This window comes from Stella humosa (assembly GCF_006738645.1).
Lineage (GTDB): Bacteria > Pseudomonadota > Alphaproteobacteria > ATCC43930 > Allostellaceae > Allostella > Allostella humosa.
In genome coordinates, this window is the sequence record NZ_AP019700.1 from 4,319,593 (window position 1) to 4,344,507 (window position 24,915).

The 24,915-nt window shown below is 69.4% G+C and carries 23 protein-coding genes, 1 tRNA gene and 1 pseudogene; 7 read left to right on the top strand and 18 right to left on the bottom strand.

What is annotated here, in order from left to right:
- Positions 1-14: 14 nt before the first annotated feature.
- A pseudogene (locus tag STVA_RS28225) lies at positions 15-389 on the bottom strand (helix-turn-helix domain-containing protein); the annotation flags it as partial.
- Between the two features lie 491 nt (positions 390-880).
- Here STVA_RS28225 and STVA_RS20220 point away from each other — a divergent pair.
- The 4 genes from STVA_RS20220 to STVA_RS20235 all read left to right on the top strand — a co-directional run bounded on the left by STVA_RS20220 (position 881) and on the right by STVA_RS20235 (position 4,017).
- Positions 881-1,267 (top strand): DUF3489 domain-containing protein, encoded by a 387-nt coding sequence (locus tag STVA_RS20220; RefSeq protein WP_170216546.1) that lies wholly within the window; start codon positions 881-883, stop codon positions 1,265-1,267.
- A 3-nt stretch (positions 1,268-1,270) separates the two neighbouring features.
- Positions 1,271-1,726 carry a DUF2924 domain-containing protein gene (locus STVA_RS20225; RefSeq protein WP_123691470.1) on the top strand — a complete coding sequence of 152 codons (456 nt, stop codon included), beginning with the start codon at positions 1,271-1,273 and terminating at the stop codon, positions 1,724-1,726.
- Entirely contained in the window at positions 1,719-3,389 is a 1,671-nt protein-coding gene (locus tag STVA_RS20230; protein ID WP_197735692.1) for a recombinase family protein, read from the top strand. The genes STVA_RS20225 and STVA_RS20230 overlap by 8 nt, the downstream gene beginning before the upstream one ends.
- A gap of 283 nt (positions 3,390-3,672) precedes the next feature.
- Positions 3,673-4,017: a hypothetical protein gene (locus STVA_RS20235; protein ID WP_123691474.1), complete on the top strand. Its 345-nt coding sequence runs from the start codon at positions 3,673-3,675 to the stop codon at positions 4,015-4,017.
- Positions 4,018-4,043: 26 nt separating this feature from the next.
- Here the strand turns inward: STVA_RS20235 and STVA_RS20240 are convergent, their stop codons facing one another.
- The 4 genes from STVA_RS20240 to STVA_RS20255 form a co-directional block, all read right to left on the bottom strand.
- Entirely contained in the window at positions 4,044-5,366 is a 1,323-nt protein-coding gene (locus tag STVA_RS20240; protein WP_142235842.1) for a hypothetical protein, read from the bottom strand.
- 220 nt (positions 5,367-5,586) lie between these two features.
- Positions 5,587-5,676: transfer RNA gene (locus tag STVA_RS20245), tRNA-Ser, on the bottom strand.
- A gap of 75 nt (positions 5,677-5,751) precedes the next feature.
- Complete coding sequence (locus STVA_RS20250; RefSeq protein WP_123691478.1) at positions 5,752-6,141, bottom strand: hypothetical protein; 390 nt, start codon at positions 6,139-6,141, stop codon at positions 5,752-5,754.
- 134 nt (positions 6,142-6,275) lie between these two features.
- Positions 6,276-7,700 carry an amidase gene (locus tag STVA_RS20255; RefSeq protein ID WP_123691480.1) on the bottom strand — a complete coding sequence of 475 codons (1,425 nt, stop codon included), beginning with the start codon at positions 7,698-7,700 and terminating at the stop codon, positions 6,276-6,278.
- Between the two features lie 136 nt (positions 7,701-7,836).
- Here STVA_RS20255 and STVA_RS20260 point away from each other — a divergent pair, with 136 nt between their 5' ends.
- Both STVA_RS20260 and STVA_RS20265 read left to right on the top strand, forming a co-directional pair.
- Positions 7,837-8,766, top strand: a complete 930-nt coding sequence (locus tag STVA_RS20260) for a 2-dehydropantoate 2-reductase (protein WP_123692837.1) — start codon at positions 7,837-7,839, stop codon at positions 8,764-8,766.
- Positions 8,763-11,159 (top strand): xanthine dehydrogenase family protein molybdopterin-binding subunit, encoded by a 2,397-nt coding sequence (locus STVA_RS20265; protein ID WP_338069549.1) that lies wholly within the window; start codon positions 8,763-8,765, stop codon positions 11,157-11,159. Before STVA_RS20260 ends, STVA_RS20265 begins: the two co-directional genes overlap by 4 nt.
- Before the next feature lie 22 nt (positions 11,160-11,181).
- Here the strand turns inward: STVA_RS20265 and STVA_RS20270 are convergent, their stop codons facing one another.
- Positions 11,182-12,279 carry a saccharopine dehydrogenase family protein gene (locus tag STVA_RS20270; protein ID WP_123691484.1) on the bottom strand — a complete coding sequence of 366 codons (1,098 nt, stop codon included), beginning with the start codon at positions 12,277-12,279 and terminating at the stop codon, positions 11,182-11,184.
- Positions 12,280-12,396: 117 nt separating this feature from the next.
- Between STVA_RS20270 and STVA_RS20275 the strand changes: the two genes are divergently transcribed.
- On the top strand, positions 12,397-12,843 hold the full coding sequence (locus STVA_RS20275; RefSeq protein ID WP_123691485.1) for an Lrp/AsnC family transcriptional regulator: 447 nt from the start codon (positions 12,397-12,399) through the stop codon (positions 12,841-12,843).
- 5 nt (positions 12,844-12,848) lie between these two features.
- On the opposite strand, the gene STVA_RS20280 is transcribed toward STVA_RS20275, so the two are convergent.
- The 12 genes from STVA_RS20280 to STVA_RS20335 all read right to left on the bottom strand — a co-directional run bounded on the left by STVA_RS20280 (position 12,849) and on the right by STVA_RS20335 (position 24,855).
- A complete protein-coding gene (locus tag STVA_RS20280; RefSeq protein ID WP_170216547.1) occupies positions 12,849-13,736 on the bottom strand; it encodes a peptidoglycan-binding protein in 888 nt (295 codons plus the stop codon).
- 61 nt (positions 13,737-13,797) lie between these two features.
- Positions 13,798-14,457, bottom strand: coding sequence for an IspD/TarI family cytidylyltransferase (locus STVA_RS20285; protein WP_123691489.1), 660 nt, complete (start codon positions 14,455-14,457; stop codon positions 13,798-13,800).
- 5 nt (positions 14,458-14,462) lie between these two features.
- On the bottom strand, positions 14,463-15,797 hold the full coding sequence (locus tag STVA_RS20290; protein ID WP_123691491.1) for a sulfatase-like hydrolase/transferase: 1,335 nt from the start codon (positions 15,795-15,797) through the stop codon (positions 14,463-14,465).
- A complete protein-coding gene (locus STVA_RS20295; RefSeq protein ID WP_123691494.1) occupies positions 15,794-16,033 on the bottom strand; it encodes a hypothetical protein in 240 nt (79 codons plus the stop codon). Before STVA_RS20295 ends, STVA_RS20290 begins: the two co-directional genes overlap by 4 nt.
- Positions 16,034-16,108: 75 nt before the next feature.
- Entirely contained in the window at positions 16,109-17,746 is a 1,638-nt protein-coding gene (locus STVA_RS20300; protein WP_123691496.1) for an ABC transporter ATP-binding protein, read from the bottom strand.
- Positions 17,747-17,757: 11 nt separating this feature from the next.
- Entirely contained in the window at positions 17,758-18,591 is an 834-nt protein-coding gene (locus STVA_RS20305) for an ABC transporter permease (protein ID WP_123691498.1), read from the bottom strand.
- Between the two features lie 24 nt (positions 18,592-18,615).
- Positions 18,616-19,596: an ABC transporter permease gene (locus tag STVA_RS20310; RefSeq protein ID WP_123691500.1), complete on the bottom strand. Its 981-nt coding sequence runs from the start codon at positions 19,594-19,596 to the stop codon at positions 18,616-18,618.
- Positions 19,597-19,629: 33 nt separating this feature from the next.
- Positions 19,630-21,117, bottom strand: coding sequence for an ABC transporter substrate-binding protein (locus STVA_RS20315; protein WP_197735693.1), 1,488 nt, complete (start codon positions 21,115-21,117; stop codon positions 19,630-19,632).
- A 208-nt stretch (positions 21,118-21,325) separates the two neighbouring features.
- Positions 21,326-22,366 (bottom strand): Gfo/Idh/MocA family protein, encoded by a 1,041-nt coding sequence (locus tag STVA_RS20320; RefSeq protein WP_123691504.1) that lies wholly within the window; start codon positions 22,364-22,366, stop codon positions 21,326-21,328.
- A gap of 47 nt (positions 22,367-22,413) precedes the next feature.
- On the bottom strand, positions 22,414-23,085 hold the full coding sequence (locus STVA_RS20325; protein ID WP_123691506.1) for an SDR family oxidoreductase: 672 nt from the start codon (positions 23,083-23,085) through the stop codon (positions 22,414-22,416).
- 7 nt (positions 23,086-23,092) lie between these two features.
- Positions 23,093-23,914 carry an SMP-30/gluconolactonase/LRE family protein gene (locus STVA_RS20330; protein ID WP_123691508.1) on the bottom strand — a complete coding sequence of 274 codons (822 nt, stop codon included), beginning with the start codon at positions 23,912-23,914 and terminating at the stop codon, positions 23,093-23,095.
- Positions 23,915-23,964: 50 nt separating this feature from the next.
- Positions 23,965-24,855: an aldose 1-epimerase family protein gene (locus tag STVA_RS20335; RefSeq protein ID WP_123692839.1), complete on the bottom strand. Its 891-nt coding sequence runs from the start codon at positions 24,853-24,855 to the stop codon at positions 23,965-23,967.
- Between the last annotated feature and the right edge of the window lie 60 nt (positions 24,856-24,915).

The window sequence follows — 24,915 nt, forward strand, 5'->3', positions numbered from 1 at the left end:
GCTGTTGATGGCCGATGTGCCCACGCCCGCAGGCCTATGGACATGATCTTCCATGGCTGGTCGATCAGCTTGTTCCAAGCGTGGGCGCGTGGTCGAGGATGTCGTCGTAAGATCGGAAGACGCGGTTGGATAGCCAGGTCTCCCGCATGAGTGGCCTTCTTGCGCGCGAGGCGCGCCGGGAGCGCAGGGAACTTTTTTGAACGTCTCCCCGGCTTGCGGGTCCTGGGCATGGTGGCGCGGCCGAGCCGACAGCTTGCGGTAACCCATCGCCCGCAGCCGCTCGCTCATCGCCTGCTTCGACAGGCTGACCCCGAAGGTCTCGTGCAATGCGCCAGATCAATCAGGCGCCAGCGCACCACCCCATGCACCGCCGGGGTCGGGCCGGCCTCGACCAAACCGGACTTGGTATTAGCTCCGCCTGGACTTTCTGTCCGGGATCGACCGTGTGTAGCCGGCCCAGAAGAAGGCCACGGCCATGCATCGAGATCAGAAGGACGAGATCTGCCGCCAGTTCGCAATCGCCATGGCCCTGCTTGAGCGGGGGCATTTGGTCGCTATGAAGGGGCAGTCTCCCAAGCTCACGCCCGGCTCTTACAGACAACATGCCCTGCGACTGAGCAAGGTTGGCCGCGAGCTCACTGCCCTCGGCGACGCCATCGCTACATTGACATCCAGCTAGAGGCAAAGCGGCGGCGGCTGGCGTTGCCCTATGCCCCGCGACGAGATCCTGTCGGTTTTTCCACGTTCGGCTCGACTTCCCCGGCGAAGGAAGCGTTCCTGCACCTGCCGCGGACGACGCGGCGCCCTCCGCCCGGCTGCCTCCGGGCTCTTGCTGGTAGCAGCACCACATCGGGGCTGCCCGACCAGGAGGAGCAGGACCATGGCAAAGCAGCAGAACGTGAGCAAGGCAGCGAAGCGTGCACCGTCGGGCACGGTGGCGCGCGGCGTGGTGGCGAAGAAGCGCGCGACGCCGAGTATGGAGACCACCAGCCCGGCGCCAGAGGATACGAAGGGCGACCCGTCTGCGGCCCCGCAGGAGGCGCCGACGTCCGAGCCCACCAATCCGGCGCGGCGAGAAGGCACCAAGCGTGCAATGCTGGTCAGCCTCCTGCAGAAACCCGACGGGGCGACGGTCGCGGCGCTGGGCGAGGCGCTCGGCTGGCAGGCGCACACGGTCCGGGCCGCCCTCACCGGCTTGCGCAAGGCGGGCTTCAACCTCGACAAGCAAAAGGGCGACACCGGCTCGATCTACAGCCTGCCGGCCTGATCCATGCGCCGATCACGCCAATCGTCGGTCGATGGCGAACTGGAGGCGGCCCTGCGCCGCCTCCAGACGCTGGACGCCGAGGCCCTGCGCCACGAGTGGCAACGCCTCTACGGCAACAAGGCACCGCGCCTGGGGATCAACTTGCTGCGTGGGGCCGTTGCCCATCGCTTGCGCGAACAGGCGCATGGCGGTCTCTCCCCTGCTCTGCGCCGCCGGCTTCGCGAGGCGCTGGAAACCGGTGGGAAGACCGCCGGCTCGCCCAGCCTGAAGCCTGGCACTCGGCTGATCCGGGAATGGAATGCCGTGACCCACGAGGTCCTGGTGATCAACGATGGCTTCGTATGGCGAGGCCAGCGTTATGCATCCCTCACCGCGATCGCACGGGAGATCACCGGCACCCACTGGTCCGGCCCGCGGTTCTTCGGGCTGGTGCGTGGGAAGGGAGGCAGCCGTGGCTGACCGCCGGGTTCTGCGCTGCGCCGTCTACACCCGCAAGTCCTCCGAGGAGGGGCTGGAGCAGGAGTTCAACTCGCTCGACGCCCAGCGCGAGGCCTGCGAGGCCTACATCCGCAGCCAGCGGCATGAGGGCTGGACGCTCATGCCGGCCCGCTACGACGACGGTGGCTTCTCGGGTGGTACCCTGGAGCGGCCCGGGGTGCAGCGGCTCCTGGCCGACATCACATCGCGGCGCCTCGACGTGATCGTAGTCTACAAGGTCGACCGGCTGACGCGGTCGCTTGCCGACTTCGCCCGGTTGGTCGAGGTGTTCGACGCGGCCGGGGTCTCGTTCGTTTCTGTCACCCAGCAGTTCAACACGACCACCTCGATGGGGCGGCTGACCCTAAACGTGCTGCTCTCCTTCGCCCAGTTCGAGCGCGAGGTCACCGGCGAGCGCATCCGCGACAAGATCGCCGCCTCCAAGCGCAAGGGCCTATGGATGGGCGGTGTCCCAATGTTGGGCTATCGCCCCAACGGCAGGACGCTGGAGATCGAGCCAAACGAGGCGGAGACGGTACGGACCCTCTTTACCCTCTATGCCGAGCTCGGCAGCGTGCCGCTGCTGAAGACGGAGGCCGATCGGCGCGGGATCGTCTCCAAGCGTTGGACCACGCCGCAGGGCCGCACTTCCGGTGGGGTATCGATGTCACGGGGCGCGCTCTACTACCTCCTCAGCAACCCGATCTATATCGGCCGGATCATGCACAAGGGCGAGAGCCACCCCGGTCAGCATGCGCCGATCATCGACCAGATGCTGTGGGATCAGGTCCAGGCTCAACTAGCGACGAAGCCGCGGGATCGCCGGCCGCGGGTTACCGGACAGAGCATGCTGGTCGGTAAGCTCTACGACGCCGACGGTAACCGCATGACGCCGTCGCATGCGCAGAAGGGCGGGAAGCGGTATCGCTACTATGTTTCGGTGAAAGCCGAGGGTGACCGGTCTTCGGGCTGGCGGCTGCCGGCGCAGGAGATTGAAGGCATCGTGGTTCGCACGCTGTTGCGTGCATTCGAAGCTCCGCACGAGCTGGTCGCACAGCTCCAGGGCGGGCGTCCAGATGTGGCTGCCCTCGATCGGTCGGTGGGCGTTGCCGCCATCTTCCGAGCCGTGCTGGTGGGACGCGAGCCCGACGTCGCATCCGCCCTCGTTCGCGGGCTGATAGGCCGGGTGACTATTGATCTTGAGAAGGTCGTCCTGCAACTTGATGCGAACCTGCTATCCGCCCGCTTCGGATTGGCCCAGGCCGCAATCGATCAAGAGAGCCCATTTCTGCTGACCGCGGCCATAGAGATACGGCGACGCGGAGTGGAGATGCGCCTGACCATCCCCGATGAAAGGCCTCGTTTGCCGAGCCGGCACGACCCTGCCCTGATCAAGGCGGTGGCCCGGGGCCATGCTTGGTTCGCAGAACTGGCCAGCGGGGTAGTCTCGTCGATCGCTGCGATCGCCTCCCGCGAGGGCATCACGGCGCGCTACGTGAGCCGGCTGCTGCCACTCGCATTCCTTGATCCCAGCACCGTGGAAGCCATTCTAGACGGGCGGCAGCCGACCGAATTGACGGCGGAGGCGCTAACGCGATGCAGCGACCTCGATGATGAGCTTTGCAGATCCGCGACTGTTGCCTGAATGCAGCTTCCAACGCACCTGGCCGGGTCACAAAGTAGAGTTGCCGCTATCTGGCCGGGATACCGAAGCCTTCTCGCGATCTGGATGGGACAACGTCGTCGGTAGCCAGATTGGCCGCCTCGCGCGGCGGTCCAACTCTCGCCACTCGGCACGCTGGTCTTCGATCAGCCGCTGGGTAAGAGGGCTGAGCGGGATGTGGTCCGTGGCAAGCCACGACTCGAAGAACGACCCCAGCTTGTGCCGCCCCTGGGGTACGACGATCCCGCGTTGCGGAGGCGACGGCATGACGGCCGCGGTGGACTGCCGGATCGTCGGCCGCTGGCGGATCGTCGAGACCGACCTCTGGGGCCGCGAGTACCTCGACCTCTGCCGACCGGCGACCTTGGTCATCGACCACGACGGCCAGGGCGAGCTCGCATTCGGTGCGCTTCAGGCGGGCCTCGACCTCGCCTACAGCCGCTCGATGGTCCTCCTCACCTGGTCCGGCCATGACGAAATCGATGAGGGGACCGGGGACAGTGTCGCCGAACTCCTGCTCGAGGGCGCCATCGAGATCGAGTTCAACTACCACAACGGCGGTAAGGCAATCCTCAAAGCCGTCCGAAAGCCTTCTTCAACAGCCTGCTAAAAGCTCGGAGATGGGAGCCACTGATTTCAGCCGACATTCGGATACTCCACCGCCTCGAGACGCTGCTCGATCATCGTCCCCTCGACGAAGAAGCCCAGGTCCGCCCGTATGGCCGCCGCGCGGGCGAACTCTTCCAACGTCCACTCGGCGGTGTCGATGTAGACGAGGTCCTCGGACCTACCTCCGGATCCTGCCGCATCCAGCCCGATGCCGATGATGTATCGGGCTCCCGGGCGCGCTGCCTTGGCGGCATGGCACCTCAGCAGAAGGTCACGGGCGCGTTTCTCCCGATATGCTACATATTCGTCCCTCGGCGCCCCCGGTCCCATTAGCAGGACGTAGATCACATCATCCTGCTCGGAGGGCAGTATCGAACTGATCCACGCTTCCCGGGCCCGCACCGCGCGCACCTCGATCGCCTGTGACAGGATCCGTCGGCGAAAGCGGCCTTCGCTGGCCATGATCCGCACCATGCCTTCATAGTCGCGTATGGTCGTCTCGTTGCCGACCTCAAGCTGCTCTGCGAGGAGTTGGCTGGTCACGTACTCAATCAGAATATCCCAGGTGCGATGCGCGGCGTTGAGGCGCCGTCCCTCCTGGAAAGCCTGTTGCGCCTCTATCTGCCGCCACAGGTTCGGTTGGAGGACAAACTCCTTCGCGGGCGCCGGGAAGCTGCGGTTGTGGTGCAGGTAGTATGCGAGGATGTCCGCCTCGGTGGGCGCGCCCTTGAACTTGCCGGACACGGAAATCGTCTCCTTCGCGTCGAGGTAGTTGATGAAGTCGCGGGCGGTATCCAGCTCCCGGAGTACCAGCTTGAGCGCTTCGGCGCTAAAGACGTGGAGGAAGCCGCCCGCTTCTTTCACTATACCGATCCGCAGCGGGGCCTCATCATCGACGATTGTGAGATCGATGCCGAGCATGGGCTGCATAGTCTCTGCCATACAGCGTTCGGAAGCGCCCGTCGCGACGCAGACGCGATGAACGCGCATGTCGGCGGTGGCAGGCAGGCTAACCGGCAGCGGTTCCTGCGCCCGGGGGTCGAGGTAGATGTGGTCGGGGCGGGTGCGCACGTGGTGCTCGGCACGACGGACCTGGTGTGCAGACTTCCCGACAGCGCGGGAGAACCAGCGCTTCCAGTCCAAGACCGCATCGCCGCTATCAGGGTAAGCACAGCTCTTGTCCGAAAAGAGGAGCACGTCGTCGCGGAACACGACCATCAGATCGACGAGTTCCTTGCCGGGCTCCTTGTACAGGTTAGGGTATGTCCAAAGCCGTAGAAACGAACGCTCACATAGTTGGGCAAGGATCGCTTCGGACTCCGTCAGGCCTTCGGACTTCTCGAATCTCATGTCTGCCCCGTGGAACAAGTTGGATTCGAACTTCCCGGTCACCGTTGGTGCGCCTTCTCGGCAAGCGAACCGCAACTCTGGCGCCGAGAGATATTGACGGCCATACGCCTTCAAGAGTTGGTGGAATCCGTATCTCACGGTCCGCCCAAACGCCAAAAGGCCCGCACAAGGCGGGCCTTTTCACGACGCTGGCCAATCAGTCTCTAAATCACAGACTGAATGGCGGAGAGGGTGGGATTCGAACCCACGGTACGCTCGCGCGCACAACGGTTTTCGAGACCGCCCCGATCGACCACTCCGGCACCTCTCCCGCGTATCGAACGGCCGCTGGTGATTAAGGGGTCGGGCGGCGGATTGCAAGCCAATCCGCACCGGCCGCGGCAAGTTACGGCAGGCGGACGGTGAAGGCCTCCTCGGCCAGAAGCGTGCCGTCGCGGTCGAAGAGCTGGACGAAGCCGGGGCCGACGATCGCCGGCATCAGGTCCCAGGTGCGCCAGTTCGGGCTGACCCCGGCATAGAGGTCGCGGGTGCGTACCACCCGGCCGCTGGCGATCCAGCGCAGGGTGAAGGCCGGTCGGTCGGGGTCGGCGCGGCTGCAATCCAGGCGCAGGAAGGCATGGACGCGGTCGTACTCGACCACGAACTCGGTCGTCGGCTCCACCGGCTCGCGCTGGTAGACGCCCTTGGCGGTGCGGAACTCGCGGATGATGCAGTCGGTATCGGCCAGTGCCGGCGACGCGGCGGATACCGCGGCCGACGCAACCGCCAGGGCCATCAGGAGGGTTCGACCGCTCTTCATTCGCAGCCAAGCGATAGCGCAACTATGCGCGTCTACCAAGGGCGCCGAGGGCCGCAGGCCATTGATATCGTGGCCTGCGGCATTCCGGCCACGGGGCCGCACCACCCCCGTCAGCGGGCGGGCGGGCGGCGGTCGGCCCAGGGCCGCGCCTGCTCCAGCAGGGTCGCCAGGCGCAGGACGGCAAAGTCGCTCCACCATGGCCCGATGATCTGGAAGCCCGTCGGCAGGCCGTCGCTGGCAAAGCCGCTGGGGATCGACATGGCCGGGTTGCCGGTCAGGTTGAAGGGGTACTGGTAGGCGGTCCAACTCTGGCGGGTGATGCCACATTCGCGGCCGGCGATGGTGACGGGCTTGGTCGCGTCGAAATCGGCCGCCAGGGCGGTGCAGGCCGTCGTCGGCGAAACCAGGAAGCGATAGCGGCCGAACAGCGCCTGCACGGTCTGGTAGAGGCGCGAGCGCGCCCGCTCCGCACCGATCCGGTCGAGCAGGCTGTATTCCATGCCCCAGTCGGCGAACGCCACCATGCTGGGATCGAGCCGGTTGCCCCAGCGCTCCCGCAAGGGGGCGACGGAGGCCGCGATGCCGGTCTGGTAGATGATCCGCCCCTCGGGTTCGGCCCAGTCGATGCCGTCCGGCACCGCCTCGACCTCGGCCCCCAGGTCGCGCAGGGCTGCCAGCATGTCCAGCGTGCGGGCCTCGACCTCGGGATCGACGACCGGGTTGGCCATGCGCGCGACATAGCCGATGCGCACGCCGTCCAGCCGCGGCCCCTGCAGGTCGGGCGGCAGCGCCGCCGGGCCGCCGCCCAGGCTCCACGGGTCGCGCGCGTCTGGCCCCAGCATGGCCGCGAACATGACGGTGGCGTCGGCCACCGTGCGCGTCATCGGCCCGGCGAAGGACTGGTTGAGGAAGACATCGCCCGCCGCCTCGTGGGGGATGGCGCCGCGCGTCGGCTTCAACCCGACGATGCCGGCGCTGGCGGACGGCCCGCGGATCGAGCCCGCGCCATCGGTGCCGAGCGCCAGCGGCGCCAGGCCGGCGGCCACCGCCGCCGACGCCCCCCCGCTCGACCCGCCCGGCGTCCGCTCCAGGTTCCACGGATTGCGGGTGATGCCGGTCAGCGGGCTGGTGGTGATGCCCTTGTGGCCGAATTCCGGCGTCGTGGTCTTGCCGACGACGATGGCGCCCGCCGCCTTGAGGCGCGCGACCGCGATCGAATCGGCCCGCGCGACGTTCTCGGCATGGACGTGCGAGCCGTGCGTCGTGCGCTGGCCGGCGACGTCGATCAGGTCCTTGATCGAGACGGGCACGCCATGCAGCGGCCCGAGCGGCGCACCGGCGGCGACCGCGGCCTCGGCCGCCCGGGCCGCGGCCATCGCCTCGTCGCGGCAGGTGCCGACATAGGCGTTGATCGCCGGCTGCGCCCGGTCGATCGCGTCCAGCACGGTCTGGACATAGGCCACGGGCGACAGCGCGCCACGGCGGATCATCGCCGCCGCGCGCGTCGCGGGCAGGAACAGCAGGTCGTCGGACATCGGGTGCGGGCACTCCAGAAAGGATCGCACGGACGATGCCATGCGGCCCACTTCCGGGCCAATAGCCGATCGCCCTGGACGGCGCCCCGCCTTGGCCACACATTCGCGGTGGACCAGGGACGGGAGGATGGACGGCATGCGGATCGTGGTGGTGGGTGCGGGCGGCGTCGGCGGCTATTTCGGTGCGGTTCTGGCGCGGGGCGGCCAGGACGTGACCTTCGTGGCGCGCGGCGCCCATCTGGCGGCGATGCAGGCCAACGGCCTGTCGATCGAAAGCCCCAGCGGCGCTTTCGCGATCCGGCCGGTGAAGGCCACCGACGACCCGGCCGCGATCGGCCCCGTCGACATCGTGCTGTTCGCGGTCAAGCTCTACGACATGGAGACGGCCGCGGCCGCCCTGAAGCCGCTGGTCGGGCCGGGAACGGTGGTGATCCCGCTGCAGAACGGCATCGACGCCGCCACCATCGTCGGCCGCGCGGTGGGTGCGGCCCATGTCGCGGCCGGCGTCGCCTACATCTCGGCCCTGGTGGAGCGGCCGGGCGTCGTGCGCCACAACGCCCTGCTGGCGCGGCTGGCCTACGGCCCGCTGGAGGCCAGCCAGCAGGCGCCGCTCGCCGCCTTCAAGGCAGCCTGCGACGCGGCCGGGCTGGACACCACCCTGACCGACGATCCCCGCCGCGTGGTTTGGGAGAAGTTCCTTTTCCTGGCCTCCATGAGCGGGATGACGGCGCTGACCCGCCATTCCATCGGCCCGATCCGCACCAACCCCGCCACGCGCGCCATGATGATGGAATCCCTGGCCGAGACGGCGGCGGTGGCGGCTGCCCTGGGCGTGCGCCTGCCGGGCGACCAGCCCGAACGCGTGCTGGCGCAGATGGACGCCATGCCCGAGGCGGCGCGGGCGTCGATGCTGGTCGATCTGGAGCGCGGCCGGCCGCTCGAGCTGCCCTGGCTGTCGGGCGCGGTGGCCCGGCTGGGCAGCGCCAACGGCGTGCCGACCCCGGTGCATCGCGCGATCGTGGCCGCCCTCGCCCTCCAGGTGGACGGCACGACGCCCAGGGGGTGACGGCGGCGGCGTTCTCAGGGACAATCGCCGCCACCCACCCTGCCAAGCATCTGGAGCGGATCGCCGCCATGGAACAGTTCGGCTTCGGCCAGCCCGTCCGCCGCAAGGAAGACCGCCGCTTCCTGACCGGCCGCGGGCGCTATACCGACGATATCAACCTGGCCGGCCAGGCCTATGGCCATGTCCTGCGCTCGCCACACGCCCATGCCCGCATCACCCGCCTCGACACAGAGGCGGCGGCCGCCGCGCCGGGCGTGCTGGCCGTGCTGACCCATGCCGACCTGGTGGCCGACGGCATCCCCAGCCTGCCCTGCCATGTCGATGTGCCGGGCCGCGGCGGCGAGAAGATGTTCGCCCCGCTGCGCCCCGTCCTGGCCGACGGCACCGTGCGCTTCGTGGGCGACCTCGTCGCCTTCGTCGTGGCCGAGAGCGCCCAGGCCGCACGCGACGCGTCCGAGCTGATCGAGGTCGACTACGACCCGCTGCCGGCCGTGGTCGACGCGGTGGCGGCGATGGAACCGGGTGCGCCATTGCTGTGGCCGGAGCGTGGCAGCAACCTCTGCGTCCACTGGGAAAGCCACGACGGCACGGCGATGCGCGCGGCCTTCGCGCGCGCCGCCCGCGTCGTGCGCTGCGACCTCGTCAACAACCGGCTGGTCGGCAACCCGATGGAGCCGCGCGTGGCCATCGGCGAGTACGACCCCGCGACCGGCATCCGCACCTTGCACTCCCCGACCCAGGGCGTGGTGAAGCTGTGGCAGGGGCTGGCGACGCTGATCTTCAACGTGCCGCAGGACAAGATCCGCGTCGTCTCGCCCGATGTCGGCGGCGGCTTCGGCCTGCGCGGCAAGCTGTTCCCGGAATCGGTGCTGGTGGTGTGGGCCGCCACCCGGCTGCAACGGCCGGTGAAGTGGACGGCCGACCGCAGCGAGACCTTCCTCTGCGACCCGCATGGCCGCGACCATGTGACGACCTGCGAGATGGCTTTCGATGCGGGCGGCCGCATCCTGGCCATGCGGGCCGAGACGGCCGCCAATGTCGGCGCCTACCTGCTGGATTTCGGGCCGCGCATCCCGACCATCGCCGGGGCCCGCATCGCGGGCTCGGTCTATGACGTGCCGGCAATGCAGCTCTCGGTGCGGGTGATCTTCACCAACACCGTGCCGACCGACGCCTATCGCGGCGCCGGCCGGCCGGAGATCTGCTACCAGATGGAGCGCCTGCTGGACCTGGGGGCGGAAGCCTTCGGCATCGGCCGCGAGGAGATTCGCCGGCGCAACTTCATCCGGCCCGAGCAGCTCCCCTACAAGAACCAGGTCGGCATGGTGATCGATTCCGGCCTCTTCGCGCAGACGATGGACCAGGCTCTGGATCGCGCGGACTGGGCCGGCTTCGGCGCCCGCCGGGCGGCCGCGCGCGACGGCCTGCTGCGCGGCATCGGCCTTGGCTATTATGTCGAGGCATCGGGCGGCCAACCGTTCGAGGAGGCGCGCGTGCGCTTCGAGGAAGACGGCCGGGTGACGCTGATCGTCGGCACCTTCAGCCACGGCCAGGGGCACGAGACGGCATTCGCCCAGATCCTGGCCGAGCGGCTGGGCGTGCCGTTCGACGAGATCGACCTGCGCCAGGGCGATTCCGACTTCGTGAAGTTCGGCAACGGTACCGGCGGCTCGCGCTCGTCGCAGATGGGCGGCGTGGCGACGGCGCGCGCGGCCCAGCAGGTGGTGGACAAGGCCCGCCGCATCGCCGCCCACGCGCTGGAGGCGGCCGAGGCCGACATCAGCTTCCGCGCCGGCGGCTTCGAGGTGGCGGGCACCGACCTGCGCATCGCGATTGCCGATGTGGCCCGGCTGGCGCGCGACCCCGCCCGCCTGCCGGATGGCATGGAGCCGGGGCTGGACGAGACCTGCCGCTACCAGCGCCCGACGGAATGCAACTTCCCCAACGGCGCCCATGTGGCCGAGGTCGAGATCGACCCCGATACCGGGGTGGTGCGCATCGCGCGCTATGTCTGCGTCGACGATTGCGGCGAGATCATCAACCCCCTGCTGATCCGCGGCCAGGTGCATGGCGCCGTTGCCCAGGGCCTGGGCCAGGCGTTGCTGGAGCGCACCGCCTACGACCCGGATTCGGGCCAACTCGTGTCCGGCTCGTTCATGGACTATGCGATGCCGCGCGCGTCCGACATGCCCGACCTCGACGTGGGATTCCATGTCGTGCGTAACCCCAGCAACGACCTGGGCGTGAAGGGGGCGGGCGAAGGCGGCTCCTGCGGGGCGCCGCCCGCCATCGTCAGCGCGGTGTGCGATGCGCTGGGCATCACCCATATCGACATGCCGCTGACGCCCGAGGTGGTGTGGCGGGCGATCCGCGCCCGGCAGGCGGCGGCATAGCCGCCCGCCGCGGCAGGCCGGATCAGGCAGCCAGCCTGGCTTCGGTCGCGGTCGCGTAGACCCGGCCGAAGCGGTTGGCGAGGAAGCGGTCGAGCGGGATGTCCTCCTGCCGCACGAAGCCCCGCCCCGGCAGCGCGCCCTCGGCCAGCAGGTCCAGCACGGTGCAGATGCCGGCCGCCGTCGTCACCTGGATAGCGCTGGCCGGCCGGCCGCCGACGGGGCCGCCATGGATGCGGTTGGCGTAGCTGGTCTGCACCAGCCGGTCGCCCTGCCAGCCCGATACGGCGACCATGATCACCACCACGTCCTGCAACGTCGTCGGCAGGGCGTGTTCCAGGATGTCCTTCAGCACGTGGCGGCGGTCGCGCAGGCGCAGGTCGATCAGCAGGGCCTTCATCAGCGCGCAATGGCCGGGATAGCGGATGGTGCGGTAGTTGAGGTTGCGCACCCGCCCCTCCAGCGTCTCGCACAGCGAGCCGAGCCCGCCCGAGGTGTTGAACGCCTCGTAGCGCACGCCGTCGAGCGAGAACTCCTCCAGCTCCTCCATCGCCGGCACCTCGCGGCGGCGGCCGTCGACGATCGCCTCACAAGGCTCGCAGTACTCGTTGATGACCCCGTCGGTGCTCCAGGTCAGGTTGTAGTTCAGCACGTTGGACGGGAACTGCGGCAGGGCGCCGACGCGCAGCTTGACGGTGTCGAGCCGGTCGAAGCCGGCCGCCAGCGCCTGGGCCACGATCGAGATGAAGCCCGGCGCCAGCCCGCATTGCGGGATGAAGGCGGTGGAGGCCGTCGCCGCCAGTTCCTTCACCAGGCGCGTGGTCGCCACGTCCTCGGTCAGGTCCAGATAGTGGGTGCCGGCCGCATGGGCCGCGCGGGCCACGCCGGCCGTCAGGTGGTACGGGGCCGCACTCAGGGCGGCGAAGCGGCCGGTGAGCGCCCTGGCCACCGCGTTCTCGTCGGCCAGGTCCAGTTCCAGGATGCCGATGCCCGCCTGCGCGACGCCGGCCAGCGCCTCGGCCGAGCGGTCGGCCACCGTCACCTTGTAGTCGCCCGTGCCGCCCAGCATGCCGGCGATGGTCGTGCCGATCTTGCCGGCGCCGATGACGATGATGTCGCGCATGTGTCCTAGCCCCTGTTCCGTGGCGTCTCGAAGATGCCCGCAGCCTATCCGCCGCCATCGTCGGAATGCAGGGCGCAAACCGTCGAAATGCACGGAACTTTCCGGCATAGTGCCGAAATGATCGACGCAACGACGATCGACCCCACCGACGAGGCGCTGCTGCGGTTGCTGCGCCAGGATGCCCGCCTGCCGACGGCGGAGCTGGGCCGGCGGCTGGGCGTGTCGCGCACGACGGTACAGAGCCGGCTGGAGCGGCTGGAACGGCGCGGCGTGATCGCCGGCTACACGGTCCGGCTGGGCCGGGAGGCGGCCGGCGCCCTAGTGCGCGCCCACATCCTGCTGACGGTGGCGCCCAAGCTGGCGCGCCCGACCGAGGCCGCATTGGCGCGCATCCCGCAGATCGCGGCCCTCCATTCCGTCAGCGGCATCTACGACCTGATCGCCGTCGTCGAGGCCCGCTCGGTCGAGGAACTGGACCGGCTGATCGACGAGATCGGCGCGCTCGACGGGGTCGAGCGGACGGTGACCTCGATCATCCTGTCGACACGGCTCGATCGCGGCTGACGGGCCTATGTCCCGCGGATGGCGTCCAGGCGCAGCCGGATGGCCGACTGCGTCACCGGCCCGGCGACACCGTCGACCGACAGCCCCGCCAGCCCCTGGAACCAGCGCACGGCGGCCGCCGTCGCCGGCCCGGACTTGCCGTCCTCCACCAGCCGGGGCCGGGCGCCCAGATCGTTGAGCGCCTGCTGCAACCAGGCGGTATCGCTGCTCTCGCCCGCGACTTCCCAGGCTTCCACCTGGGCGGCGCCGTCATTGGCCAGCGGCCAGACCCGCGCGAACCAGTTTCGGCGATCCTCCAGCCCGTTGAAGCCGCCATTGATGCGCCGGGTGATGCGTTGGATGTCGTCGAGGTCGGCGGCGAGGTTCAGGTTGCCGTCCTGCCATTCCTGCAAGGCCGGCATCAGCGCGTGGGGGGCGGCCACGATGCGCGCCGGGTCGGCCACGAAGTCGATGCCGCAGCGACTGCCCATGCGCAGGTAGGCGCCGCGCCCGGTCGTCTGCAACAACCCGCCGCCGCGATAGCGGAAGCCGTCGCCGGCCGCGGCATTGCCCAGCTCGCGCGCCTTGCGGGGGTTGCCCAGGCCATAGACGCGCTCCGCCAAGGCCTCGGGGTTGCCCAGCAGGCCCGCCATCTCGTCGCCCCGGATGGCGGCCGAATGATTGCCGACGCCGAAGATGGCGGCGAGCCGGCCGGGTGTCGTGTAGCGCAGGTTCTCGAACAGCACGGTACCGCCGCCCGATTCGTGCAGCACCTGGGCCAGGAAATGGGCGATGCGCAACGGCGTCGTCACCTCGAAGCGGGCGAAGAGTTCGCCACCCTGCTCGAAGGCGGTGCGATAGGCGGGCTGGGCGTTGGGTGCGACCGTGCGGAACATCTCGGCGATGCGGGACATGGGCGGTGCCTCCTGCACGGCACAGCTTAGCAGGTCTTCGCCGGATATTCGCGTACCGCTCCTACCCCGCCAGGGCCGCCATCGCGCCGGCCAGTTCCAGGTCGGCCGGCGTCGTGATCTTGATGTTCCGCCCGCTGCCATCCACGAACCGGGTCCGCACCCCGCCCTTCTCGAGCACGGTCAGGAAACTCGGGTCGCCCGCCGCCGCCTCGCGGTCCAGGGTGGCGTAGCCGTCGATCGCGGCCGTGCGGGCGAAGGCGATCGGCTTCTGTCCGACCAGCAGGTCCCCCGGGGCATGCAGCAACCGCCCCGCCCGATCGTAGAGGAATTCCGCGTTGGGGATGGCCGGGGCGGCGGCGCCATGGGCGATGGCCGCATCGAGCACGCGGCGGACCAGGGCCTCGTCGGCGAAGGGGTGGACGACGTCGTGCAGCAGCAACCACGCCGCACTGGCCTGCATCACCAGCAGCCGCGTCGTGGCGCTGCGGCTGTCGCCGCCGGGGATTACCGCAACGCGATCGCCGGCGACCAGTGCCCGGGCGGCTTCCACCTCGGCCGGCGGTACGGCGACGATCACTTGGGCTGCCACCGACCGGCACGCCGCGACCGCATGCTCAAGCAAGGTGCGGCCGCCCAGCCGCACGAACGACTTCGGGCCCAGGCCCAGCCTGGTGCCGCCGCCGGCCGCCTGGACCAGCGCCTGGACGGGCATCGTTCCCATCTGGCTCAGCCCCCGGCAGGGAGGGGGGCGGCGCCGGTCGAACGGGACGGGTTGGAGAACCAGTTCCGTCCGACGAAGAAGCGCTGCTGGCCGATACGACTGATGGCGTCGAGGCAGGGCGGATCGAGCAGGTCGGCGGGCATCCCGCCCCGGCCTTCGACATAGGCCCGCTTGCGCTGCACGTGGCCCCGCAAGGCGGTGCGCAGGCGCGCGAAATCCCGGGCGATGCCCTGGGCGATGGCCGGGTCGCCATGCAGGGCGGCGATGAAATGCGGGTGGCACCGCACCACCGGCGTCAGCAGCGCCAAGTCGCCATGGCGATCCATCTCGAAGAAATGCAGCAGGTTGCAGTGGTTGGTGGGATCCAGCCGATGATTGAACATCTCCAGCCCGCGCGAACTGACGAGCAGCGTGTGCGAGCGATCGGATGCCGCGAACGTCTTGAACACGTCGCGCGCCGGCGAGTCCGCCTGGCTGGCGGTGAAGTTCTGGGAGAAGACGCAATCGGGTGCGTCTCCCTTGAACAGGTCGCGGCCGGAATGGGCGAACGGCAAGGGCGCGTCGATGCCCAGCATGGTCAGGCAGGTCGGCGCCAGGTCGATGGTGCTGGCCAGGCGCGCGTCCGCCATGGGCGCGATCCCCGGGCCCAGCACCAGCAGCGGTACATGGACGAGGGGCGTATAGGGCTCGACCCCATGCAGGATCCCGCCCTTGAAGCCGTGGCTCCAATAGTCGTCCCCATGATCGCCGAAGATCACGACGATGGTGTCGTCGGCCAGCCCCCGGCGGTCGAGGGTGTCGAGCAGCGTGCCCAATACATGGTCGGCCACCGCGCAAGTGCCGCCGACCAGGTCGTCCAGGCCCTGCGCATGCCCCGCCAGCGCGGCGGCATGTTCCATATGGGTGACGAGGTTCCAGACATAGAGGGCGAACGGCGGCTTCGATATCGCCCGCTCGAACCGATCGCCCAGCGCGGCGAAGTCGTTCGTGTTCCAGATCGGCGGCAAGGAGGCGGCCAGCAGCGGCAGCATCCGGGCGGTGTTGCGCGCGCTGACGCACATCGCTTGTGCGCGATAGCCGTGCCGGGCCAGGGTCGCCATCAGGCTCGGATTGTTGCCGACGGCCCCCCCCAGGCCGGGAGTACCGTCCATCTCGAAGTCGTTGCCATGGAGCAGATAGGCCAGAACCATCTGGGTGGAGGTGGCCGACGAGAAGTACGAGCGGAACAGCCGCCCGCGCGCCATCGCCTGCTGGAACCGGGGGAACGCCTCGGGAAAGTGGCGCAGGTGCTGCCAGCCGATGCTTTCCAGATGGATCAGCAGCAGGTTCTTCCGCTTCATCGGGCACGCCACGCGGCGAAGATGGCGCCGAAGTCGAGCCCGACCAGCCGCGCCGGCCGATACCAGGCGCGGCCCTCGCCGGCGCCCTGCCGGGCGAAATGGTCCCAGCCGCTGGCGAATTCGCGCTGCTCGACGGCGCGCCGGACGTCCTGGTGGCGATTGAGGTACATCGCTTCGTCGAAATCCGCCCGGTCGGGCAGCGGTGCCGCTTCCGGTGGCTTGGTCGGGGTGCTCATGGTCGGCCTTGTGGAGTTCGGATCAGAATAGCGGGCCGGTCGCGCGGGCGGAACAGCTTGGGGCTCGAGCCGATGTCACACCCCCGCCGCGCCCTCCCCTTCCCCCTCGCGACCCGGCACGGAGGCCAGCAGCAGGCGGGTGTATTCGTGGCGCGGGCGGAACAGCACCTCAGCCACCGGCCCGGTCTCGACCACGACGCCGCGGCGCATGACGGCGATGCGGTCGCACACCTGCGAGGCGACGCGCAGGTCGTGGGTGATGAAGAGGATCGAGAGGCGCAGCTTGCGCTGGATATCGGCCAGCAGTTCCAGCACCTGCGCCTGGACCGACACGTCCAGCGCCGAAACCGGCTCGTCGGCGACCAGCAACTCCGGCTCCAGCGCCAGCGCGCGGGCCAGGCCGATGCGCTGGCGCTGCCCGCCCGAGAACTCGTTGGGAAAACGCTCGGCCGCGGACGGGTCGAGCGCCACCAGGGCCAGCAGTTCGTCGACCCGGGCGCGCGCCGTGCGCCGGTCGACGCCGTGCGCCAGCAGCCCCTGGGCCACGATCTCGTGCACGCGGCGCCGCGGGTTGAGGGAGCCCCAGGGGTCCTGGAACACCATCTGCACCCGCCGCCGCACCGGCGCCAGCCGGCCGCGGCCGAGCTTCAGTAGGTTTCCATCCAGCCCCGACAGGGTCAGCGTACCGGCATCCGCGTCGATCAGGCGGACGATGAGGCGGGCCAGCGTCGACTTGCCGGAGCCGCTTTCGCCGACGATGCCGAGCGCCTCGCCCCGGCGGAGCGTCAGGTCGACGCCGGCCACCGCCTGCACCCGGCGCGCCGGTCGGAACAACCCGCCGCGCCCGCCGAAACTCTTGGCGATGCCGCGCCCTTCCAGGATCGTGTCGCCCAGCTCTGCCGAGCGGTCAGGGCGCGGCTGGAGGCGGGGCACGGCGGCCAGCAGCCGGCGGGTGTAAGGGTGCTGCGGCCGGCGCAGCACTTCGTCGGCGACGCCGGTCTCGACTACACGCCCCTCCTGCATCACCGCCACCCGGTCGGCCATCTCGCGCACCACGCCGATGTCGTGGGTGATCAGCATGACCGCCATCGAGCGCGCCGCCTGGATCGAGCGCAGCAGGGCCAGGATCTGCGCCTGGGTGGTGACGTCGAGCGCGGTCGTCGGCTCGTCGGCGATCAGCAGCACCGGATCGAGCGCCAGGGCCATGGCGATCATCGCCCGCTGGCGCTGCCCGCCGGAGAGCTGGAAAGGCCGGGCGTGGCGGATCAGGGCCGGGTCCGGCAGGCCGACCGCCTCCAGCAGGGCCAGGGTGCGCTGGCCGTCGCGGTCGGCGCGGCCATGGAAGCGGAAGACCTCGCCGATCTGGTCGCCGATGCGCATGACCGGGTTGAGGGCCGCCATCGGCTCCTGGAAGATCATCGCCATGCGGCTGCCGCGCAGGCGCCGCCGCTCGGCCTCGGCCATGCCCAGCAGTTCACGGCCCTCGAAGCGGATGGAGCCGGTGACCGCCAGCCCCTTGGGCACCAGGCCCAGCACGGCGTGCGCGGTCAGCGACTTGCCCGACCCGCTTTCGCCGACGACGCACAGCACCTCGTCGCGCGCGATCGTCAGGGCGATGTCGTCGACGGCGCGCGCCCGGTCGGCCCCGACCGGCAGGCCGATCGACAGGCCGGAGATCGCCAGCAGGGGTTCCGTTAAATGCCGGTCCGTCAAATGCCCGTCCGTCAAATGCCAGTCCGCCGGCGCATGTGCGGGTTGAGCGCGTCGTTCAGCCCCTCGCCCACCAGGTTGATGGCCAGCACGGTGACGAAGATCGCCAGCCCCGGGAACACCGACAGCCACCAGGCCTGGCGGAAGACGGCGCGCGCCGCGCCGATCATGTAGCCCCAGCTAATGCGGTTGGGATCGCCCAGCCCCAGGAAGCTGAGGGCCGATTCGGTCAGGATCGCGGTCGCCACCATGAGGGACGCCATGATCACGATGGGCGTCAGCGCGTTCGGCAGCACCTCGGCGAAGATGATGCGGATGTGGGAGACGCCCGACAGCACGGCCGCCTCGACGAACTCGCGGTGGCGCAGCGCCATGAACTCGCTGCGCGCCAGCCGGGCGACCGGCGGCCAGGTGACGACCGAGATGGCGACGACGATCGAGGTCAGCCCCGGCGTCAGGATCGCCACCAGCAGGACGGCCAGGACGAAGCTGGGGATGGTCTGGAAGAACTCGGTGAAGCGCATCGCCACGTCATCGGCGATGCCGCCGAAATAGCCGGCGACCGCCCCCACCACGACGCCGATGGCGACCGCGAAGAAGGTCGAGACGACGCCGATGAAGAGCGACACCCGGGCGCCGTGGAAGATGCCGGCCAGGACGTCGCGACCCAGCATGTCGCTGCCGAGCTGGAAGTCGCCGCCTGGCGGCAGCAGCGGCTGGCCGCGCGTGTCCCACGGATCGAATGGAAAGAGAAACGGCGCCGACACCGCCAGCAGGATGACGGCGACCAAGACCGCCAGGCCGATCACGGCGCCGGGGTTGCGCAGGAAGCTCTGCCAGAAGCTCATCGGCCTGAACTCACTGACCGGGGCTCATCTGCCAGCAGCGCCGATGCGCGGGTCGGCCAGGCGCAGCAGCAGATCGGTGATGAAGTTGAACAGCACCACCGCCACGGCCGAGGCGAGGAAAACCGCCAGCAGCAGGTTGTAGTCGCGCTGGAGAAGGGCATCGAAGGCGAGCCGGCCGATGCCGGGCCAGGCGAACACCGTCTCGGCGACGATGGCGCCGCCCACCAGGTGGCCGGCCTGGAGGCCGGCGAAGGTGATGATCGGCAGCATCGCGTTGCGCAGGATATGGGCCGTCACCACCCGCCATTCCGGCAGGCCCTTGGCCCGCGCGGTCTTCACATAGTCCAGGCCCGCCGTCTCCAGCATGGCGCCGCGGGTCAGCCGGGCATAGATGGCGACATAGAACAGGCCCAGCGTCAGCGCCGGCAGGACGAGATGGCGGGCGGTATCGAGCGCGCGGGCGAGATCGCCCGATGGCGGGATCATGCTGCGCATGCCGAACGGCGGCAGCCAGCCCAGCGTCACCGAGAAGAAGAGGATGAACAGCAGCCCGACCCAGAAGATCGGCATGGCATAGAAGACGAGTGCGGCCACGGTGATCAGCGTATCGGCCGGTCGCCGCGCGCGGATCGCCGCCAGCACCCCCAGCGCCGGCCCGACCAGCAGGGCGAAGACGAAGGCGGCGCCCGTCAGCAGCAGGGTCGCCGGCATCCGCTCCAGCACCATGTCGGCCACCGGCCGTCGGGTGCGGTAGCTGACGCCGAGGTCGAGCGACAGGACATTGCCGACATAGGTCAGGAGCTGGGCCGGCAGCGGCCGGTCGAGCCCGAATTCCGCCCGCGTGCGCGCGAGGAAATCCGGGTCGGCCGCGCCGGACTCTCCCGCCAGCACGCTGGCGACGTCGCCCGGCGCCAGGCGGACGAGGCAGAAGTTGAGGACGACGATCGCCAGCAGGACGAGCGCCGCCTTCACCATCCAGCCCAGCAGGAACAGCAGCAGCCGCATCGCGCGTCTAGCCGGCCGTCACCCCGCCCGGGATCACTTCGCCAGCCAGGCGTCGGCGAAGCTGTCGTTGGGGCCGAACCCGTTGATCGTCACGTTGTGCAGCTTGGCCGAGGTGATGGTCGGCCACTCGATCTCCACCGTCCAGGCCACCGGCACGTCGGTCGACAGGATCTTCTGCACCCGCGAATAGAGCTGCTTGCGCACCGCCTCGTCGGTGTTGGACGCCGCCTTGGCGAACAGGTCGTCCACCTCCGGGTTGCTGTAGCCCGACGTGTTCGTGAACAGCACGCCCTTGCGGATGTTGGAGGTGACGTAGGTGCGCGACACGCCCAGCGCCGGATCCGCCAGCATCGACAGGAAGGTCACCACCATGTCGTAGTCCCAGTTGCCGAACTTCTGGCCCCAGCCGGCCACGTCGGATGCCTCCAGCGTCACCTGGATGCCGACCTTGCCCAGCGCCTGGCGGACATATTCCGACACCCGGTTCCACAGCTCGCCATAGGGCAGGCCCAGCAGCTTGACGCGTGCCCGCACGCCGTTGGCATCGGGCTTCAGCCCCATCTCGTCCAGCAGGGCGGCCGACTTGGCGAGGTCGAGGCCGTATTTCGGCACGTCGGTCTCGTAGAAGGGCGAGCTCGCCTGGATCGGGCCCGTCGCCACCTTGGCCAGGCCGAAGAAAATGTTGGTGCGCATGAACTCGCGGTCGAGCGCGAACATCACCGCCTGGCGGAAGCGCGGGTCGTCGAAAGGCTTCCGGCGATGGTTGAACTCGATCCAGGAGATCGTGGAGTTCCACTCCCACCCCTTGCCCGTGGTGACCTTCAGGTTCGGCAGCTTGGCCAGGCGCGCCACATCGACGAACTCGATATCGGTCTGGGCCGCGAGCTGCACCTGCCCCGTCTCCAGCGCCAGCGCGCGCGACGCGCTGTCGGGGATGAAGCGGTAGTAGATGGCGTCCAGGTGCGGCTTGCCGGCCTGCCAGTAGGCGTCGTTGCGCACGAGGTGGATGTACTCGCCCTTGCGCCATTCCTTGAACTTGAACGGCCCGGTACCGATCGGCGCCTGGTTGACCGGGTTGGCGCGGAAGTCGGAGCCCTTGTAGACGTGGGCCGGGACGATCGCCGCACTCAGCGCGTCGAAGCTGCGGATCAGCGGCGCGTAGGGCTCCTTCAGGCTGAGCTGGACGGTATGCGCGTCGACCGCCGTCGTCTTCACCCGCTCGAACGTCGTCTTGGAGCGCGCGTGCACGGCCGGCAGGAACTCGTTGAAGGTGAAGGCCACGTCCTCGGCAGTGAAGGGCTTGCCGTCATGCCACTTCACGCCCTGGCGCAGCTTGAAGGTGTAGGTGAGGCCGTCGGGCGCGATCACCCAGGATTCCGCCAGCACCGGGACCGGCTTCAGGTCGAAGTCGTAGGTCATCAGACCTTCGAACATCTTGGTGCTGGGCAGTAGCGTCGGGGCATTCAGGTTGATGCCCAGCACGATGCCGGGCGGCTCCGGCCACAGGGTGGAATTGATCACGCCACCCTTCTGGGGCGTCTGTGCCCCTGCAGAAAAGGATCCCAGGACCATGGTGGCGACGGCGAAAGCGAACGGTTTCCAGACGCGAGACATAGCCCGAACCCCCGACCTGTTCTTAGGGAGGAACCTCCCATTCATCCGATCGTGCAGTGCAAGTCCCGCGCCCCGCAAGGGGGACGCGGGATCGCACCGGCAGATTCTCGCCCCCTCAGAAGGCCGGCGTGATCGTCCGACCAGTGGCGTGCGCCTCCTCGGCGGCGAGGCAGAGGACCACCGAGGCCTTCGCCTCCTCCGGCGGCAGCGGCGACCGGCCCTCTGCGAAGGCGATGAACGCCTGGCGCAGGTTCTCCTCCAGTTCGTAGACCTCGCCCGAGCGCGGCACCTCGATGGTCTCGGCACCCGACTGGCCGCGGCGGCGCACCTTCAGCTCGAACGCCGACTGGGTTTCCCGGGCGGTCGCGGCCGACCACCAGGTCCGCACGGCCCCTTCCGTGCCGGCCAGTTCCAGCATGGTGTGGTGCTCGAAGCCTTGTAGCGTCTGCGTCAGGAAGGCGGTCGAGCCGTCCCGCCATTCCAGCAGCGTGCCGAAATTCTTCACCAGGCCGCGGCCGGCCGGCTCGCCGAAGGCCCGCACCGCAGACGGCAGCCCGTTCTCCCGCGCGTACCAGAGGACGAGGTCGTAGAAATGGACCATCTCCTCCAGGATCCAGGAGCCGACGCGGGCCGGGTCCTGGCGCCAGCCGCCCGAGCCCTGGCTGAACGGATAGCGAAAGAGCGTGAAGTTCTGGTAGCGCACCTTGCCCACGTCGCCCGCCGCGACGACGTCGCGCACGACGCCCCATTGCTTGGAAACGCGCAGTTCGTGGTCGAGCGTGACCTGTCGGCCGTTGCGCCTGGCCGCGGCGATCACGGCGTCGCACTCGTCGATCGTCAACCCCATGGGCTTTTCCAGCACGACATGGGCGCCGGCATCGAGTGCCGCCACCGCGAAGCGCGAATGCACATGGTTGGGGACGGTGACGCAGGCGACGTCGAAGCCGCCCGCCGCCAGCATGGCGTCGTAGTCGCGATAGCGCGGCACGTCGGGGAACAGGGTGGCGGCCGCTTTCTCGGACGGATCGCCATGGCAGAAGATCGCCGCCACCTCGGCCCCCTCGATCGCCCGCACGGCGCGCGCATGCATCTGGCCCCAGGCGCCGAAGCCCGCCATCGCCACCCGCGTCGGCGGCACTTGTCTCTGGTCCGTCATCCGATCCTCCTCGCCCAGGCTGTCCGTTTCGCCGGCATCACCCGCCCTCACCAGGGCATCGGCTGGCCGGCATAGGTGTAGAAGCCGCCGGTCTGGTGGTTGCCCAGCCGGCGCACGAAGTCCCGCATGGCAGCGACGCTCTCGGCCGCCGCGATCGGCGCGTCGTCGCTGGCCCCACCCGTCCGCACCCAGCCCGGATGCAGCATCACCACGGTGACGCCGCGCGGATGCAGGTCGATCGCCAGGCTGCGGCCGATGGCGTTCAACCCGGCCTTGCTGGCGCGATAGCCGTAGTGGCCGCCCGACAGGTTGCTCGCGATCGAGCCCATGCTGCTGGAGACGATGACCAGCCGCCGCTCGCGGCTGGCCGCCAGGTTGGCGGCGAACGTGTCGGCCAGCTTCAGCGGCCCGACCGTGTTCACATGCAGCATCTGCCGCACGTAGTCGTAGTCGAGGTCGCCCAGGCGGCGGATGTCGAGGCCGATGCCGGCGTTGGAGACCAGGAGGTCGATCGGCTCGCCCGCCAGGTCGGCCGCGAGCGCGTCGAACTGGGCGAAGTCGGTCACGTCCAGGGCGCGGTGGCGCATCCGCTCGTGGTCCGGCAGGCGGTTGGCAAGGTTCCGATAGGTCGCGACCACAGCATATCCCGCCTCGGCATACTGGACCGCGAACTCCCGCCCGATGCCACTGTCGCAGCCGGTGACCAACACTGTCTTCATGGGAGCCTCAGCCGGCGAAGAAGGGTTCGGGCAATCCGCGGGCGCCGACCCCGTCGATGCGCACCAGCTTGCCGGCGTCTGGCCACAGCGGCCGCTCGTCCGGCTCCAGCATCTTGGTGGCCGACGTCACGAACATCACGTCGAGGTCGGGTCCGCCGAAGGTGACCATCGTCGGCTGCTTGGCCGGCACCGGGATGCGCTCGATCATCTTGCCCGCCGGCGAGAAGCAGGCAATCGCCGCACCATGGATGAGGGCCGCCCAGTAGTTGCCCTCCCGGTCGACGGTGGCGCCGTCGACCCGGCCCTCGATGTCGGCGGTCGATATGAACTGGCGGCGATTCGAGATGGCACCCGTCTCGATGTCGAGATCATAGACCCAGACCACCTCGGACCGCGTGTCGGAGAAGTACATGCGGCGGTCGTCGGGCGAGAAGGCGATGCCGTTGCCGACCGTGAAGTCCCCGTCCATGCGGTGGAAGGTGTGGTCTGGGTCGAGCCGGAACAGCTCGGCCTGGCGGCCGATGAAGTCCGAATGGACGCTGCCGCACCAGTAGCGGCCGCGGCGATCGCACTTGCCGTCGTTCAGCATCAGGCGGGGGTCGCGGGCGACCGGGTCGGCCAGGGGCACCACCGTGCCACGCGCCAGGTCGATGCGGTTGAAACCGGTGCGCATGCCGCCCACCAGCGTGCCGTCGCGGCAGAAGACGAAGGAGCCGATGTCGGCCGGCATGGGAAAGGTCTTCACCTGGCCGGTCGCCGGGTCGAGCCGGCGGATGGCAGGCGCGAAGGCATCGACCCAGTAGAGGCGGTGATCGACCGTGTTCCACATCGGGCCTTCGCCCAGGATGTCGACCAGGTCGCAGGCGATCGAGACGGTTGTCAGGGGGCGCTCCCATCTTCCCAGAGCCAGGAAAGACGATGATGCACCGATGCCCCGGCGGCGAGAAGCCGCATCGATGGCCGATCGATCAGTTCGCCCGAGAAATCCACCGGGTCGCCATGGCCGGTCCAGCTCTCGACCGACAGAAAGGGTGCGCCCGGCCGGCTCCATAGCGCCAGGTGCGGAAAGTCGTCCGATGCCACGGTGATCGCCTGGCCCTGCCCGTTCTCGAAGCGGACATGGTGGCTGGCCGCATCGAGGAAGCAGAGGGCGTCCTTGGCAAACAGCGCGTCGTCCAGCGCCAGCACGCGCCCGTCCCGCAGCGGCACCGGCCGCCGCGCGGTCGAGAACAGGCCGCCCGGCGCGATCACCGGCACCGTGCCCGGCTCGACCCGCTCGAAGACCACGCGATGCCCGTCGCGCGGGGCGCCGGCCAGCGGCCAGGAGAAGCCCGGATGCAGGCCGACGGCATAGGGCATCGCCCGCTCGCCCGGGTTGTCGACGGTCAGACAGCCATCCATGCGGTCGGCGGCCAGCCGCCATTCGACCGTCAGCCGGAAGGCGAAGGGGTAGTGCCGGCGGGTCCCGTCGCCATCCGTCAGTTCCAGCCGCACCCGGTCGGCCGCGTGGTCGACGACAGTAAAGCCACTGCCGGCAGCGAAGCCATGCACCGGCATCGGGTACGCCGTGCCGTCGATGCGGACCGCGCCGCCGCGCGACCAGCCGACGACCGGGAACAGGATGGGGCTGGTTCGCGCCCACCATGCCGGGTCGGCCGTCCATAGCAGCGGCACGTCGCCCACCCGCCAGGCGACCGGTTCGGCCCCGCGGATGGCGATGGTGGCCCGGGCGGGGCCGCACTCCAGATGGATCAGGTCTTCGTTCGGCATCCGTGACAGCATTGCCCGCGACGGGGCGCCTTCGCTACCCTTCGACGAATGGACGGTGCG